At 54.2% G+C, this 15,119-nt stretch carries 13 protein-coding genes; 6 read left to right on the top strand and 7 right to left on the bottom strand.

Features of this window, described 5'->3' with window-relative positions; all coding sequences use genetic code 11:
• Positions 1-126 precede the first annotated feature (126 nt).
• Complete coding sequence (locus DTL42_RS05050) at positions 127-1,185, bottom strand: hypothetical protein (protein ID WP_114367574.1); 1,059 nt, start codon at positions 1,183-1,185, stop codon at positions 127-129.
• 230 nt (positions 1,186-1,415) lie between these two features.
• Entirely contained in the window at positions 1,416-2,954 is a 1,539-nt protein-coding gene (locus DTL42_RS05045; protein ID WP_114367573.1) for an SHD1 domain-containing protein, read from the bottom strand.
• 275 nt (positions 2,955-3,229) lie between these two features.
• On the opposite strand from DTL42_RS05045, the gene DTL42_RS05040 reads away from it, so the two are divergent.
• The 6 genes from DTL42_RS05040 to DTL42_RS05010 all read left to right on the top strand — a co-directional run bounded on the left by DTL42_RS05040 (position 3,230) and on the right by DTL42_RS05010 (position 10,553).
• Positions 3,230-4,180, top strand: a complete 951-nt coding sequence (locus DTL42_RS05040; RefSeq protein WP_114367572.1) for an AAA family ATPase — start codon at positions 3,230-3,232, stop codon at positions 4,178-4,180.
• Entirely contained in the window at positions 4,180-5,493 is a 1,314-nt protein-coding gene (locus tag DTL42_RS05035) for a DUF58 domain-containing protein (RefSeq protein ID WP_114367571.1), read from the top strand. Before DTL42_RS05040 ends, DTL42_RS05035 begins: the two co-directional genes overlap by 1 nt.
• A 36-nt stretch (positions 5,494-5,529) precedes the next feature.
• Positions 5,530-7,476, top strand: coding sequence for a DUF4129 domain-containing protein (locus DTL42_RS05030; RefSeq protein ID WP_114367570.1), 1,947 nt, complete (start codon positions 5,530-5,532; stop codon positions 7,474-7,476).
• 44 nt (positions 7,477-7,520) lie between these two features.
• A complete protein-coding gene (gene nth / locus DTL42_RS05025; protein WP_114367569.1) occupies positions 7,521-8,171 on the top strand; it encodes an endonuclease III in 651 nt (216 codons plus the stop codon).
• A gap of 848 nt (positions 8,172-9,019) precedes the next feature.
• Positions 9,020-9,592 (top strand): dCTP deaminase, encoded by a 573-nt coding sequence (gene dcd / locus DTL42_RS05015; RefSeq protein WP_114367567.1) that lies wholly within the window; start codon positions 9,020-9,022, stop codon positions 9,590-9,592.
• A 34-nt stretch (positions 9,593-9,626) separates the two neighbouring features.
• Positions 9,627-10,553, top strand: a complete 927-nt coding sequence (locus DTL42_RS05010) for a TIM barrel protein (RefSeq protein WP_234824075.1) — start codon at positions 9,627-9,629, stop codon at positions 10,551-10,553.
• Positions 10,554-10,560: 7 nt separating this feature from the next.
• On the opposite strand, the gene DTL42_RS05005 is transcribed toward DTL42_RS05010, so the two are convergent.
• The 5 genes from DTL42_RS05005 to DTL42_RS04985 form a co-directional block, all read right to left on the bottom strand.
• Positions 10,561-11,400, bottom strand: a complete 840-nt coding sequence (locus tag DTL42_RS05005; protein WP_114367566.1) for a hypothetical protein — start codon at positions 11,398-11,400, stop codon at positions 10,561-10,563.
• A 138-nt stretch (positions 11,401-11,538) separates the two neighbouring features.
• Positions 11,539-12,675 (bottom strand): 5-(carboxyamino)imidazole ribonucleotide synthase, encoded by a 1,137-nt coding sequence (locus DTL42_RS05000; protein WP_114367565.1) that lies wholly within the window; start codon positions 12,673-12,675, stop codon positions 11,539-11,541.
• Positions 12,672-13,166, bottom strand: coding sequence for a 5-(carboxyamino)imidazole ribonucleotide mutase (gene purE, locus DTL42_RS04995; RefSeq protein WP_114367564.1), 495 nt, complete (start codon positions 13,164-13,166; stop codon positions 12,672-12,674). Before purE ends, DTL42_RS05000 begins: the two co-directional genes overlap by 4 nt.
• A gap of 242 nt (positions 13,167-13,408) precedes the next feature.
• Positions 13,409-14,431: an NAD(P)-dependent alcohol dehydrogenase gene (locus DTL42_RS04990; protein ID WP_199590024.1), complete on the bottom strand. Its 1,023-nt coding sequence runs from the start codon at positions 14,429-14,431 to the stop codon at positions 13,409-13,411.
• A 50-nt stretch (positions 14,432-14,481) separates the two neighbouring features.
• A complete protein-coding gene (locus DTL42_RS04985) occupies positions 14,482-14,928 on the bottom strand; it encodes a cupin domain-containing protein (protein ID WP_114367563.1) in 447 nt (148 codons plus the stop codon).
• Positions 14,929-15,119 lie beyond the last annotated feature (191 nt).

The raw sequence follows: 15,119 nt of genomic DNA, 5'->3' as shown, positions 1-15,119 counted from the left end.
GCCCAGGGATCTTGCGGATGGGAACCATGGGCAAAACTTGGTTCGAGGAGGGCTAAGAACTAAAAGATTGTTCTCTGCCCAGACAATAAATTCCAGCCCTGACCGGCAAAGAAGCAGGAAAAGAAGCTAGTTACTAAATTTCTTCGCCGATACAGCCAAGATCCCTAAAACGATCAAAAGTCCCCCCACGGTGTACCAAAGCGTCGAGCTTTGATACCACGCGACAAGTGGTGCTCCGGTGCCAGGTTGAACCCATTCTTCGAGGAAGAAATTGCACCGTGGGCAATGGTCGCCGGGGCCGTAACCGGTTGGTAATTCCAGGCGGCAACCAGGACAGTGGCCAGGTTCGACATCTTGTGCTGGGTTACTACTGAAACGATCAGGAAAGCTAGGCGATTCTGTGCCGGTCTCAGGCGAGGTACTCTCCATAGGCTGGCCATCGTTGGCGGCAAGGTCGTTCTCGCCAGGCTGCATGCCGGCCGGTTGCCCGCCACCAGGGCTTTGGAAGTTAGGATCGCCGCCGTTGGATGTGGGCGTTGACTCAGACGGCGGAACGTAAGGGGCGCCGGCTGGGGGAAGGGGATTAGAAGGTTGCATGGGCGAGCTGTCGGACTTGCCACTGGTGGCGGCAAGCTTGCTCATGTACTCGTCCAGCTCTTTGTGAATCGTGGGATTAACCCGTTCCATCACTTCACGCGGAAGGATCTTGTTGGCTTCTCCTCTCAGAGCCAGCTGTTTCCGCAGCCAGTCTTGGTCGTCTTGGCTTAAAAGGTAGAACGAGATCGGGGGCTGCCCTTTATTGCCACGAATGAGATAGACATAGCCATCTTTCATGTTGGCGAAACGCGCGGTCAACGAGCGTCCCTGGAAGTTCGTCCACAGCCGGTCCTCATCGAGTTCGTCTTTCACCGGCGGAGAATCTGGCTTGTTCTGCTTGGCCACCGTCTGCTTGACGTACTGTTGATCGGCTTCGCTAAACACATTCAGGGGGATCGAGTAGGGCTTTCCATCGTCTCCTTGGATTTTGACCAATTCCTTCGAGTCTTTGGTGATCAACTCGACAAAGGTACCCGTCAGCTTCTTGCCCCCTTTGTCGGTCCACTCACGCGACTCTTGAGCCAAGGCCGAAGCGGTCAGTAAGCAAAAGAGAGTAGGAATTAGCAAGTAATGTCGGCTGGCCAACATGGTGTAGGAACTCCCGATTCCGGGGATGGATTACTAGGGGACGACAAGGGTGCAGACTGTCGATGTTCTGCTACCAAGGGTCTGCTAAGAGAAGGGGCGATCTCTGTGGCAATTAATATAACCGAGGACGCTAAACGAGTCTTGCCCGAATCGCTTGGCTGGTCGATTAAGAGCTTTTCTCTAGTTGCCGCAACGTCCCAGGAGACTAGCTGCGGCAGCTGTGAAATGCTCTAGCTTATGCCTAATAGTAAACCAAATCCGCCGAGGGTTAAACAAACTCCTAGCAGCATGGTCAACAAAGGAACGCTCGCTTTGTCCCATTCGGAAATACCGAACATGATGGCCATGCCTGGGATCAGACTGCGTAGTCCCCATTCCAGGTTCTCCATAAAGGCCAACGCAATCAACCACATATACCCTCCGGCCATCATCAAGCAGCCGCCAGAAAGCATTACCACCGCAAAAACTTGAAGATTCCAGTCTGCCGTCGTGAATTCGCGCGGCGCGGGAGGTTCTATGGGGGTGAATTCCGACGATGGGGTAAACAGCTGTGAATTGCCAAATTGCGGATTGCCATCCCCGCCAGATTTTGGGGAAGAAGGGGCAGGGCGTTTGCTTCCACCACTTGCCGACGAACCAAATGGATCGGGGGCCGAGGTGGTCCGCTTGGGCGAATTGCCCGTGGGAGGTAACTGGGGCTCTGGGGTTGTCTGCGTTGGCGAATTGCTTGTTGGTTCATCGAAACCTCCCGGTGACCGCGCAGGAATCGAAGCGACATCAAACAGAGGACGATCGTCGTCGCTCTCAGAGCCGGAAGAAGAATCGACAATCGTCGAATTGGGGAGGCCAACTTTCTTCGGACGATTGCCCCCCACAGGAGTGAAGGATTCGTGAACTTCCGTGGCTTCTGGAGTTGTATTGGAAAGATCACCAAAACCAGAGGCTGGTAACTTCACTTCCGCGTCGAACGGTGTGGAAGGGGTGGTAGTCGGATCGATCGCTCCGAAACCGTTATCAGGCAATGCGATTCCAGAATCGGAACCTTCAATCGAGCCGAAACCGTTAGGGGGTAGGTTCTCTTCGCTATCTGAAGTGCTGCTGCCGGTTCCGGAGGCCGGTGACATCGGCGGGTTCGAAGGGGTGGGAGGATGCTCTTGGTAGGCCGGAGGCTCCATGCCAGGATCGGTCAAGTCATTTCGCACCGGTGGAATCATGTCGGCTTTGCCCATCGCGGCATGGGCATCGTAGATAAACTGGCGGTCTTCTACGGAAAGATCGTAGAAGTCGATTTGGTCGTAGTTAAAACCGCTCAGCTTCAACAGGACAATGCTCCCTCGCATCCGCACGAATTGGGCATCAACGGTAACCCCTTCCCGCGAGGTCCAAGTCCGACGCGATTTCAGGCGAATGGTATTCGGCTCTTTATCGACTTCCTTTTCCTTTTCTGACTTGGCATCTTCCGCGATATCATCGGCGATATCTTTCTCAATCTCGGCGGCGGTGGGGCGTCGCATGGCATCTTGCAGGCCTTCGACGTATGCCTGATCTCTGACGGAAAGACGCTCTAAGCTGACTTCGTACCGTTTCCCTTTGACGTCTAAGAGAACCCCCTTGCCGTCTTGGACAATCTCGACCAATTCAGCCTCTACCTTGGTCCCCTCGGCTGTGGTCCAAATGCGAGCCTCTACCGAGACTGGAAGCAAGAGCCCCAAGCCACATAACAAGATAGTTAAGCGCAGGCTGGTGGTTCGGATTTGTGGCAGTAACATGAGGTTCACAATCAGGTTGGGCTAGGGAAGCTGGCCAAAGCGCGCGTAGCTCATCCGAAAACAACGTTATAACATTCAGTCTTGCTGATAGACGAACCGGTTTGAAAAAGAGTTTCTTGATTCCCCGATAGAGGGATATGATCATATCCTCCAGACCAAGCCAATGTCAATTTTTAAAAATCAAACCCAAGGACGAGCAATTGCCACAAATTATTTCATAATAAGGCCATTCGCCATTTGCTCGCTTATCTTGAAAACCAAAATACGAAGTCTCTATGGATGTCGCCGCAACGATAAAAAAGATTCTGGGAAATGTTGAGAAAGTCATTCTCGGAAAGCGTCAGCAGGTCGTCTTTTCGCTGGTTGCTTGGCTTTCCGAAGGTCACATCCTGATGGAGGACGTGCCCGGTGTTGCTAAGACTATGCTAGCAAGGGCTTTAGCGAAAAGCGTTGGCTGCACGCTGAAACGCATTCAATGCACGCCCGACTTGCTGCCGACCGACGTCACTGGGACTTCGATCTTCAATCAGAAGACTTCCGAGTTTGAATTCCGCCAGGGGCCGGTTTTCACGAATATTCTTCTCGCGGACGAAATTAACCGGACAACACCCCGCACCCAGGCCGCACTACTCGAGGCGATGGCCGAATCGCGCGTCACGATCGATGGGGTCACGTACGATCTTGATCCGCCGTTTCTGGTGCTTGCCACGCAGAACCCGGTTGATCATGAAGGCACGTTTCCGCTGCCGGAAGCGCAGTTGGACCGCTTTCTCATGAAGTTCAGTCTTGGCTATCCCAACATGGAAGACGAACTGAAGATGCTCTCCGCCTCGCGCAAGCAGCATCCGTTGGAAACGATCGGCCCGGTGGTGACCAAAGAAGAACTGCGGGCCTGCCAGAAAGCGACGCGGAGTGTCAAGATTCACGAAAAAGTCCAACGCTACATTGTCGAACTGGTCCATGCCACGCGGAGGCACGACCAGTTGATGCTCGGGGCAAGTCCTCGTGCTTCGTTGGCCCTGTTTCGGACAAGCCAGTCGTTGGCGGCGATTCTCGGACGCAATTACGTTTTGCCCGACGACGTCAAACGAGTCCTTGCTCCGGTCATGGGGCATCGCATGATCTTGCGGCCCGAAAGCCGCCTGCGAAAGGTGACCTCGCAAGACGTTTTAGAGGACATCTTGCAGGAAGTCCCGGTTCCGATGATCGACGAGGCACCGGTTTAATGCGTTGGATCTTGGGGGCGGCGGTTCTCTTGGCAATTGCCCTGGTCTTTGGGCTAGGGCTGATGGTGTATGCCATGTACGCGCTGATCGCCGTGATCCTCGGTTCGCGCTTGCTGGTTCGTTATTGGCTGATGCATCTGGCCGGTACGCGGCACGTGAGTCGGCTGGATGTAGAAGAAGGGGACGAAATCACCGTCGGAATCACGCTACGTTATGACGGCGTGATCCCCATGCCCTGGATGCTGGTCGAAGATCTCTTGCCACGTCACGCGATCGTCACTCGTCCGCCTGCTTTAGAAGTACAAGGCAAGCGTTTGTTCTTGGCCATGCTGTGGCCTCGTTCGACACGTCTGTTGACCTACCGCATTCTTTGCAATCGACGAGGTTATTTTCAACTAGGCCCAGCCGTACTCGAAACGGGTGACGTTTTCGGTTTGTACAAACAATTTAAGATGATTGCCGAGCCCGAGTTCATCACCGTCGAACCGGCCATCATTCCGCTCGAAGGTTTTGACTTGGTTTCTAAGCGTCCCCTGGGCGAGATCAAAATGCAGTCTCGCTTGTTTGAAGATCCCTCGCGAATTGCAGGCGTGCGCCGCTATCAATTAGGAGATCCGCTCAATCGAATTCACTGGGCCTCGACCGCACGAACGGGCCAACTGCATAGCAAGCAGTACGAAGCCACCTGCATCGCCGGCGTGAGCATTCTGCTAGATATGCACCCCGATAGTTTTCCGGCGAAAGACGAACCGATCCGTAGCGAGCTTTCCATTAAATGCGCGGTGGCGATTGCCAATGCGGTGCAGTTGATGGACCAGCAAGTGGGCATCGTGACCAACTCCGTCGATGCTGCTCAGCGAATGAAATACGAAGGGTGGGACTTCGATGCCCGCACACGCGATGCCGCGCGGAAGTCTGCCGGGAAGGTCGATCGCGATCCACGTCTGGCCCCGCAAAAAGTACGCACGCGTCGCGGCGCCGAGCAGTTCCAGCAGATTCGCCACATGATGGCCCGTAGCGAGAAAAACGAAGGGCTTAAACTCCCTTCGCTCCTTTTGGAAATGCATAGCGATTTGCCACGCGATGCCACGGTCATTCCTATTCTGACGACGGTAACGCCTGAAATGGCCTTGGCGCTGGGCAATCTTGTCCGCAGCGGTTACGTGGTGACGCCCATCATTAACTGTTTCGACGAATACGAATTCGCCCAAGGTGCCGGCATGCTGCTGGCGGAACGGATGGTGGCCAAGCAATTGAAATCGTTAGAGGCCATCGGGCAGATCTGCCAGGAACAAGCGTACCCCTTATTTTGAACTCGAATCGAAAACAACGCGCGTAAATCGTCCACCATGCGACCTCGTTTCAACGAACTCGATTATGCCATTGTCGCCGTTGCTCCGGCGCTGATCATGGTTTTGGTCGGCAGCTTGATGCTGTTTGCCGTCGGGTTGTTCTATCACGGTCCGCATACATTCCGTCTGAATTGGATCGTTTGTATGTTTGTGCTGGGGATCGTCTCTCTGGCTCGGGTGCATATCGAAGAAGGAGTAGCCCGTTCGTCAACGCTGGGGGCGGCATTCAGCGCGGCCATGTTGTATGCTGTCTGGCGGTTGGTCCCCGATGCGATGCTTCTGGCTGTTTTCATCTTGATTGGCGTGTGGTGGCTCAGCACTCGTTTGGTGTACGACTGCACAGTGCTAGAGCAATCAATCGATGCCTCGAAGAAGGGGCTGATGCAGTGGATACGACCAGAAGCAGAAGAAGACAGCAGCGAACGCCAAGCAGCCCCACAGATGCAGCCAGAGATCGAAGGAGTTACTGGCCAGTCGCCCGCAGAGAAGCCGGTTACTCTCGCCGACAAGGTCGATGCCTGGCTCAATCCGACGAACACCAAGTTTGCCCCGGGGGCGTGGGTCGTTTACTTTTCGCTGGGAGCGCTGCCCATCTTTGGTTTTGGTCAGGCCTTTGCCCCCAGTCTGGCACCAGACAGCCGTTGGTATCTCTTCAAGTTGCTGGTTGCTTATGTCTTTGCGGCGTTGTGCTTGTTAGTAACGACCAGCTTTCTCGGCTTAAGGCGTTACCTGCAACAACGCGGCGTCGAAATGCCGCTGAGCATGACCGGAACCTGGCTGGGGGTGGGCTTCGGCGTGGTCGCGCTCACGTTGATCGTCGTCTCGATTCTTCCTCGCCCTAATGCCGAGTACGAGCTGGCCAAGATTCCCTTCTACGAAGATCAACAGCAGCGTCAGGCTTCGCGTTATGCCCAAGGAGAAGACGGCACTAAAGATAACCGCAAAGACCGGGCCGGTACGACCAAGAACCAAGATCAAGCCGACGAAGATTCCGCCAAGTCGAACGAAACCCGCTCAGACGGGAAAGAGCCCAGCAAGCAGACCGATGCCAACGGTAAGCAGACCAAGCAAGGGAAGTCACAAGATTCCAGTAAACAAAGTGGCGATCAAGCGAAAAGCGACCAGCAGCAAAAGGGAGAGTCGGGCAAGAGCGACTCGAAGTCTGGCGAGAATTCCTCAGACCAAGGCAAATCGCAAGATAGCCAAGCGAAACAACCGCAGGGGGATCAAGCGAAGCAGCAAGATTCACAACAAAGCAAATCAGGGGATCCGCAACAAGACAACAACCAAGCAAACGACTCGCAAAAGGAGAAGCCGCAGTCTAACAGCGACCAGCCAGACAAGGCGAAAGGGAATGCTGATCCTCAGAAGTCTGCAGAAGACTCTAGCCAATCGGAGCAAAGCGATACGCAGCAGCAGCCTTCCTCTGGGAGTAATTCGTTCTCGTTACCAGACTTGGGCGATTTGTTAAAGTTGGTTGTCTATGGGGCCGTCGCTGCGCTCATCCTCTTTATCGTTTGGAAATTCCACGAAGACATCGCCAAGGCTTGGGCCGATTTTTGGAATAGCTTGTTCGGTGGCAAGAAGAAGGAATCAGGCGAGCAAGAAGAGGCCGCACCAGCACAAAAGCCGCGCCGACGATTTGCTTCGTACCGCAATCCGTTCCAAGATCCGGCCTGGAAGAAGAAGCCAGCGGAAGAGTGGGTTCGCTATAGTTTTTCAGCCTTGGAAGCTTGGGCCGATGAACGGGGGCATGCTCGGAAGGAAGAGCAAACGCCTGGGGAGTTTGCTTTGATGTTAGAGCAACACTTCGACGAACTAACCGAGAACGTGCGACGTGCCGCCGAACTTTATGGACAAGTTGCCTACGGATCTGGCAAGGCCCCTGGGGAAACGCTCGAAATTTTGCGAAAGTTATGGCAGAACCTCAACCGTGCGGCTTGAGGTGCAAATCTGTGGTTCCGCCAGCCTCACTTGAAGAAGTCACCATGATCGAAGATCTCGCCGAGCGAAAAGCCCAGGCCCGCCGCGTAGTGCGGCAGTTGAAAAAAGACTATGCCGATGCCGAGTGCGCGCTCAACTTCGATTCGCCGTTTCAACTGTTGATTGCAACCATTCTTTCGGCCCAATGCACGGACGTGCGGGTCAATATTGTGACGAAAGACTTATTCGCCAAATATCCAACGGCGCACGATATGGCGGTTGCTCCGGTCAAAACGCTGGAAAAAATGGTTCAAACCACCGGCTTCTTTCGTAACAAAGCCAAAAACATCCACGCCGCCTCGCAGGCCCTGGTCGACGACTACGACGGCGAAGTCCCTCAAGATTTGGCAAAGCTTGTCGAACTGCCCGGTGTAGGACGCAAAACGGCCAATGTTGTGTTAGGGACTGCGTTTGGAATTCCTTCAGGCATCGTCGTCGATACGCACGTTGGCCGCCTCACGCGACGCTTGGGGCTGACCGAGAAAGCGGATGCCGTAAAGGTTGAAGAGGAACTGATGGAAGTGGTCCCCAAGAAAGAATGGATCGACTTCTCGCATCGCCTGATCCACCATGGCCGCGCGGTTTGCAATGCTCGTAAACCGAAATGCGAAGCGTGCCACTTCTTAAAGTTCTGTCCGCAAGAAGGGGTAAGCTAACCCGCTTTCCTCCTTCAACGGCTGTCAAACTTTGGTTTGCTAAGTGGACAGTTTCTCGTTACGGTAACATCTGAATACGGGCCAGCGGATCCGGCGTTTTGCCGTGCGCGGTACGAATCTTGTCAGCCGCAGGGGAAGTCCAGCTGACATACTCAAAACAAACCGTGAGAGGAGTTTTGAGTATGAACTTGGTTAGATCGTTTTTGCTCAACGAAAACGCTGGGCAGGAGTTTTGAGTATGAAACCAAAACGAAGTTAAACCAGTCTCGGGTGCCCCGGGCATCTTGCCCGGGAGGCCCTGCTGACCGGGTTTTTGCTTCACACCGGCAGGATGCCAGCGGCACACATAGATATGCTCAAAATAGCTAGAACCGAGTTTTGAGTATGAACTTGGTTAGATCGTTTTTGCTCAAAGAAAACGCTGGGAAGGAGTTTTGAGTATGAAACCAAAACGAAGTCAAACCTGTCTCGGGTGCCCCGGGCATCTTGCCCGGGCGGCCCTGCTGACAGGGTTTTTGCTTCACCCTGGCAGGATGCCAGTTGCACACAAAGATATATCCTCAAAATAGCTAGAACCGAGTTTTGAGTATGAAACCGGATGGCAGTAAAGGTATTACCGTGAGAAGAGTTTTGCGTAGGAAACGGTTGTCGCATGAACGACAACGCTGTGGAAACTAGCATTTAGCGGTGTTCATTCCTCGTTCGAGGGGGGCTTTCACTGGGGACAGATAGAGCTACTCCGTTTTATTTTCGTGAAATCGTTCTATAATCAGCACTTCGGCTTCTTTTTGGACATCTCGCCTGCGTGAAATCTTGGTGGTTTTTCGCGGATAACCCAGGACCCCTCCATGATTCTTTCCGGTAACGAAATTCGGAAACATCTCGGCTCCAAGATCTTCATCGAGCCGTATGACGAGAACCGGTTGAATCCTAATAGTTACAACTTGACCCTAAACGACGAGTTGATGACCTACGAGGAGCTAATCCTTGATATGCGTCATCCTCATCGGGTCCGGCGGATTACTATTCCTGAGGAAGGTTACGTGCTGAATCCCAATCAGCTGTATCTAGCTCGGACCAACGAATTGACCGAAACGCACGGTTTCGTCCCGATGATCGAAGGACGTTCTTCGATTGGACGGCTAGGGCTGTTCGTTCACGTGACTGCTGGGTTCGGCGATGTGGGCTTCAAAGGTTTTTGGACCTTAGAGATGTTCGCGGTGCAGCCGATTCGCATCTATCCGAACGTCCCAATCTGCCAGATTTTCTACCACGAAATTACCGGCGATATTACCGAATACGTCAGCGATAAGTATCAGAACAATCAAGGAATTCAGCCAAGTTTGCTGTTCCAAGAGCTGAACCCCGGGGCCAAGCCGCCGGACGAATCGCAATTGGCGTTTCCCTTCGACAACTCCTAAGCACCTCCCTTTTCCCTTCCGAGGTCGATCTGCCATGCCCCACAATACTCCGCATGTATCGCGTCGAAATCTGTTAAAGACTGCCCTGGGAACGGGGATGGTCGGCAGCATGGCCGCAGGGGGAACGGTTTGGGCGACCGAGGATTCAGCCGCGAAAATACCTCCGGCAGATTTCCGCGCCACCGGTAAGAACATCAAGCAGTCCGTCATGGCATGGTGTTTCAATCCGATGCCGATGGAAGAGTTTGTGCCGGCGTGTGCCCGCATGGGGCTGGTCGGTGTCGAGGGGATCGATGCGAAGTATTATCCACTGATGAAAGAGCACGGGCTCAAGGTCTCGCTTTGCTCTGGGCATGGTTTCAAGCAAGGCCCGTTGAATCCTGAATACCACGAGCATTGCCGAACCGAGTTACGAAAAGCGATCGACCGCGCGGTGAAGTGGGACTGCCAGAATGTGATTACGTTTACGGGCATGCGGGAAAAAGAAATCAGCGACCAACAGAGCCAGAAAAACTGCGTCGAACTCTGGAAGTCGGTAATCGACTATGCAGAAGCAAAGAACGTGACGCTGGTTCTCGAACACTTGAACAGCCGCGACGATTCGCATCCCATGAAGGGACATCCGGGCTATTTCGGCGATGATGTCGACTTATGCATCGATTTGATCAAGCAAGTCGACTCACCGAACATGAAGTTGCTGTTCGACTTTTACCATGTGCAGGTAATGAACGGCGACGTCATTCGCCGTTTTCAGCAGGGTCTGCCTTATATCGGCCACTTGCACACCGCCGGCAATCCTGGTCGCTGCGAATTGGACGAAAACCAGGAGATGAACTACGCCGCGATTATCAAAGCCGTGGCCGAATCGGACTACGACGGCTATGTCGTGCAAGAGTACATCCCGACCTGGGACGACAAACTTGGCTCGCTGCGACATGGCGTCGCGCTATGTGACGTCTAAAGAAACGTTACTTGGCCCCATGCTCGGCCAACGTTTGTTTGAAATCGGTCCAAAAGGCGGTGTCTTTTTCGTACTTGTCTTTAGGAATCTGGTTCTTGAAATAGTCCAGGTAGTCCAAGAACTGCTGGGCTAAGTCTTGGTAAGAGAAGTCCTTCGCAGCCATCGGATTCACCCAATCAGGATCCCCTGGCTCGCGTTGTCGCACAAATTGTCCATAGTCGTCGACAATAATGTTGGCCGTCATGACGGAGAGCTTCATCTGCAGCTGGTACATCATTTTGTCCCTCGGGGACATGTCGGCCGTCGTTTCATTCCAGGCATCGACCACCGCATCGGGGGTGCGGCTATCGGGGAAACGAATGAGGTTGGCTGCCCCTACTTGCGTGAGCCCGTCGTTGTTTGCATCGACCTGAGCAGGTTGCGGAACGAGAAGATTCAGGGCACCTTCTTCGGTGATGGCATTAGTATCGATGGGACCAGCCAAGCGATTCACGTGCTGAACGATTTCCATGTCCTCGTCGCTGAGGCTATTGAGGAAACCCTTGGGATCCGCGTAGCCTCCTTCTTCGTAGGCACGTACCAGAATCTGGCCGTAGCCAGTTTTCAGCTCCTCGGAATGAACCCCTTCAGGATGGTTCCCCGTATCGCTAACCGAGAACCAATCGTCCCAGGTCTGCTGAATGTCCGTTTCCACGGTGTTTTCCGAGTCGTATGCTTCGGCGGAAGCATAGCCAGCTTGCCCTGCTTGCGTCAGGATCTCGTTGAACAGGTTTTGAACCTGCTCGCCGGTAGCTTCCCGGCGTTGCTGACGTGTGAGAGAGGGCGCAGTCGCCGATTCAACTTGCATGGCACATTCTCGCTGTTGGCCGAAAACCGTGGGTTGTTATTCATGGTTTTCGGCTTCTCGGGGGAACGACTTCAATCGTTTCCCCCTCTCCAGCGGATTGGCGTTGCAATGCGGTGTTTGCGAAGAATAGGCAAATGCCTAGCGAGTGGACAGCCGCTTTTTGGCCGCCATCACTTCGTCGGCCGCCTCGTCTACGGTAGCCGCAGTAACCGTGAGGTGGCCCATCTTCCGACCAGGACGTGGCTGGTGCTTGCCGTAAAGATGCAGCTTAATTGCTGGGTTTTCGCAAGCAGCCGCCCAATTGGGGATATCAGGGTCCCACACGTCACCCAGCAAGTTGATCATCGCGGCTGGGCGAAGCTGATCCGTCGAGCCCAATGGCAAGCCGCAAACGGCCCGCACTTGTTGTTCAAACTGGCAGGTGACATGAGAGTCGATCGTCAAATGCCCCGAGTTATGCGGCCGAGGGGCAAGCTCGTTAATCAGCAGACGATCGCCGGGTGCCAAGAAGAACTCGACGCATAGCACGCCAACCACGTCGAGCTCTGTTAGCACAGCCGTGGCAATCTCGATCGCTTCGCTGCTGGCCTTGGCGGAAAGTCGACCAGGCGAAATCGAAACGTCCAGAATGTGATTCGTATGCAAGTTCTCGATCGGGGCATAGCAGCGAACCGTGCCATCGATACTACGGGCAGCGACCACGGAGAACTCTTTCTCGAAACCGACCAGTTCCTCCAAGATCGCTTCCTGCTTCAACTCTTCTGTCCAGGCTCGCCGTAACGAATCGCGGTCGGTTACTTTGGCTTGGCCTTTGCCATCGTAGCCCCAAGCCGCTGTCTTCAGCACGCCAGGGAGCAGCGCGTCGGGAGCTGTGTCTAGGTCGGCTAGTTTGCCAATGGCATGAAACTTAGGGACCGGAAAACCATGATCACGCAGAAAAGTCTTTTCCCGCAGGCGATGTTGCGTGGTATGCAACACCCGCCCAGCCGGGCGAACAGGCACCTTTTCGTTGACAACGTTGACCGTTTCAAGGGGAACATTCTCGAACTCAAACGTGACCGCGTCGACCGAATCGGCAAAGCGCGCGACCGCAGCGAGATCGTCGTAAGGGGCTTCGATTTCCAAATCGGCAACTTGGCCGGTTGGCGTGTCTTTGTCGGGGGAAAGGACATGAACCCGATAGCCCATTCGGCGAGCGGCAATGGCGAACATGCGGCCAAGCTGACCGCTGCCGAGCACACCAAGGGTTCCGCCTGGTAGTACCGTTTTGGTCACAGTTCTGAGTCCTCAAGCACTTTGCTAGTCTGTTCTTCCTGGAAAGCTACCAACTTGGCTTGCAGGGCTGGATCGGTCGTGCCGAGAATACGGACGGCCAGAAGAGCCGCGTTCTTGGCTCCCGCGTCCCCGATAGCCAACGTGCCGACAGGAATTCCGCCGGGCATTTGCACGATCGAGAGAAGCGAATCGAGCCCAGAAAGGGCTCGGCTTTTCACGGGAACACCCAGCACTGGGAGCGTCGTTTGGGAAGCGACCATGCCGGGCAAATGAGCGGCACCGCCAGCCCCGGCAATGATGATCTTCAAACCACGCTCTTGGGCGGTAGTGGCATACTCGTTCATCCAAGCGGGCGTGCGATGGGCGGAGACGACCCGCTTTTCGTACGGCACGTCGAACGATTCCAGCATTTCACAGGCATGCCGCATGGTTTCCCAATCGGACTTGCTACCCATGATCACACCCACCAGGGGGTTGGTCGCTTGAGACATCTCTGGCTCACTCCAAGGTCAGTATCGTCTGCCGGTATTGTGCCAAGTTTGACACAGCCTTCTCACGACAAATGGTACCGGGAAGAGCCGTTTTTCGCACCAGGAGGGGGCCGTTGGCAGACCCAGAAACTTCGCCTCAGGCCATAATTTTGGGGATACCGCTGCCAAGATATCCATAAAAAAAGGTGGCCAAGCCTTGCGAATAAGACTTGGCCACCTCTCACCAAGAGACGCGACGGGCGTTAATCGTAGGATTCGTCGTTGGAAGTCTCTTCGGAAAGAACTTGCAACACGATCTTGCCGACAACGTGCTCCCCTTCGCTCTGGCGATGGGCATCGGCGACTTCATTCAAAGGATAAACGGTATCAATCACCGTTCGTAACTTTCCTTCGTTCGCCAGCGAAGCCAGAGCTCGCAGGGTATCGCCATCGGGACGAGCCAACACGACATGACAGCCTTGACGCTGGAGCTTCGAGATGACGGAGAAGCCGATATTCTCCACGGAGGGTAGCGTAGCGATGTAGTGCCCGGTTGGGTTCAGAATGCGACGGCATTCCGAATAGGTAGACTTACTAACCGCATCGAACACGATATCGAACGTGCGATTGAGACGGGTGATGTTAACCTGGTGATAATCGATTGCTTCGTCGGCCCCGAGGCTGCGGACGAGTTCATGATTGCTCTCGCTACATACCGCAGTCACCTTAGCCCCGAGTGCTTTAGCGATTTGCACGGCATACGTCCCCACACCTCCGGATGCTCCGTTGATCAGGACTTCGTCGCCGGAATGAAGCTGCCCTAACTTCACTAGCGACTTCCAAGCCGTGGTGCCTGCCAGCGGAATACCAGCCGCTTCTTCGTAAGAGAGATTGTCTGGCTTGCGGGCTAACAGCTTGGCATCGACAGCCACATACTCTGCGTAACAACCACCGAGCGTATTATCAGAGAAAGCCATGACTGCGTCGCCAACTTTCCAACCTTGTTGTTGGGCTGCGTAGCCGACTTCGCTAATTTCACCCGCCGCATCAAAGCCCAGCACCCCAGGCAACATGTCTGGCATTACCCATTTAAGCATTCCCTGGCGTAGCTTCCAATCAACAGGGTTCACACTTGCTGCGTGAATCTTGATCAACACTTGATCGGCGGTAATTTTGGGAGGGCGAATACTGGTTACCTGAAAGTTGTCGGCCGAGCCGTAACGTGGCAGGACGATAGCTTGCATTAGGTTTGTGTTGACTTCGGGTTGTGCTTCGGCAGTGGCCATGAGAAATCTCCTCGTTTGTGTACGGTTTCTTTAATTGGGTGGTTACCGAATCAGGTAATCGTCGTGGCGTTGTAACTGGGAGGATCACTCGCCGGAAACGTTTCTTCCAACGCCTCGTCCACCTCGTTATTGCGATCGATCTCAGGCTTGGTCTTTTTGGCGGTCGCCTGATCGCTGAATAGGGTTGTCACCAACAGGGCGCTATCGATAACCGCGTCGACACGGTAGGGTAGCCCCTTGCCGATATAAATCATCTGGTTGGCGGTAACGTCGTGGTGCTGACCGTTAATGGTCACGTCTAACTTGCCGATAACGCAAAAAAGCAGCACTTCACCCGAAGAGACATGCGTGCTGGTATGTTCCCCACCCGCGAGCCGAAGGTAGTCCGCACTAGGGGAAAACGCCTGTTTAGAGTCGCCCGGGAACTCGCTAACAGAGGTCGGCTCACCGATCCCAGGGAGCTTTTCGACATCAATCCTGGAGTTTGAAGCAGTCATGACATGCCTCCTTTGGTATTAAAGCACACTAGAAGTCTAGTGCATGTTTCATACCAATCCCCTTTTGGCACACCTGGCGTGCGTGATGGGCGAATAGAAGGAATAAGGGGCCTGATACACGACCAGCTTGGTCAGTAATTGACCAGAACCACACAACTCGAAGTGGAATTCTTCCCTTTTAATCTGCCGCA

Origin of the sequence: Bremerella cremea, assembly GCF_003335505.1 — a bacterium.
Taxonomy (GTDB): Bacteria; Planctomycetota; Planctomycetia; order Pirellulales; family Pirellulaceae; genus Bremerella; species Bremerella cremea_A.
This window is presented reverse-complemented; position numbering and strand designations above follow the sequence as displayed.

Excerpts from the sequence above, each read along its gene's own strand:
- DTL42_RS05050 (WP_114367574.1), bottom strand. The coding sequence starts at position 1,185 with ATGTTGGCCAGCCGACATTACTTGCTAATTCCTACTCTCTTTTGCTTA.
- DTL42_RS05045 (WP_114367573.1), bottom strand. The coding sequence starts at position 2,954 with ATGTTACTGCCACAAATCCGAACCACCAGCCTGCGCTTAACTATCTTG.
- DTL42_RS05040 (WP_114367572.1), top strand. The coding sequence starts at position 3,230 with ATGGATGTCGCCGCAACGATAAAAAAGATTCTGGGAAATGTTGAGAAA.
- DTL42_RS05035 (WP_114367571.1), top strand. The coding sequence starts at position 4,180 with ATGCGTTGGATCTTGGGGGCGGCGGTTCTCTTGGCAATTGCCCTGGTC.
- DTL42_RS05030 (WP_114367570.1), top strand. The coding sequence starts at position 5,530 with ATGCGACCTCGTTTCAACGAACTCGATTATGCCATTGTCGCCGTTGCT.
- nth (WP_114367569.1), top strand. The coding sequence starts at position 7,521 with ATGATCGAAGATCTCGCCGAGCGAAAAGCCCAGGCCCGCCGCGTAGTG.
- dcd (WP_114367567.1), top strand. The coding sequence starts at position 9,020 with ATGATTCTTTCCGGTAACGAAATTCGGAAACATCTCGGCTCCAAGATC.
- DTL42_RS05010 (WP_234824075.1), top strand. The coding sequence starts at position 9,627 with ATGCCCCACAATACTCCGCATGTATCGCGTCGAAATCTGTTAAAGACT.
- DTL42_RS05005 (WP_114367566.1), bottom strand. The coding sequence starts at position 11,400 with ATGCAAGTTGAATCGGCGACTGCGCCCTCTCTCACACGTCAGCAACGC.
- purE (WP_114367564.1), bottom strand. The coding sequence starts at position 13,166 with ATGTCTCAAGCGACCAACCCCCTGGTGGGTGTGATCATGGGTAGCAAG.
- DTL42_RS04990 (WP_199590024.1), bottom strand. The coding sequence starts at position 14,431 with ATGGCCACTGCCGAAGCACAACCCGAAGTCAACACAAACCTAATGCAA.
- DTL42_RS04985 (WP_114367563.1), bottom strand. The coding sequence starts at position 14,928 with ATGACTGCTTCAAACTCCAGGATTGATGTCGAAAAGCTCCCTGGGATC.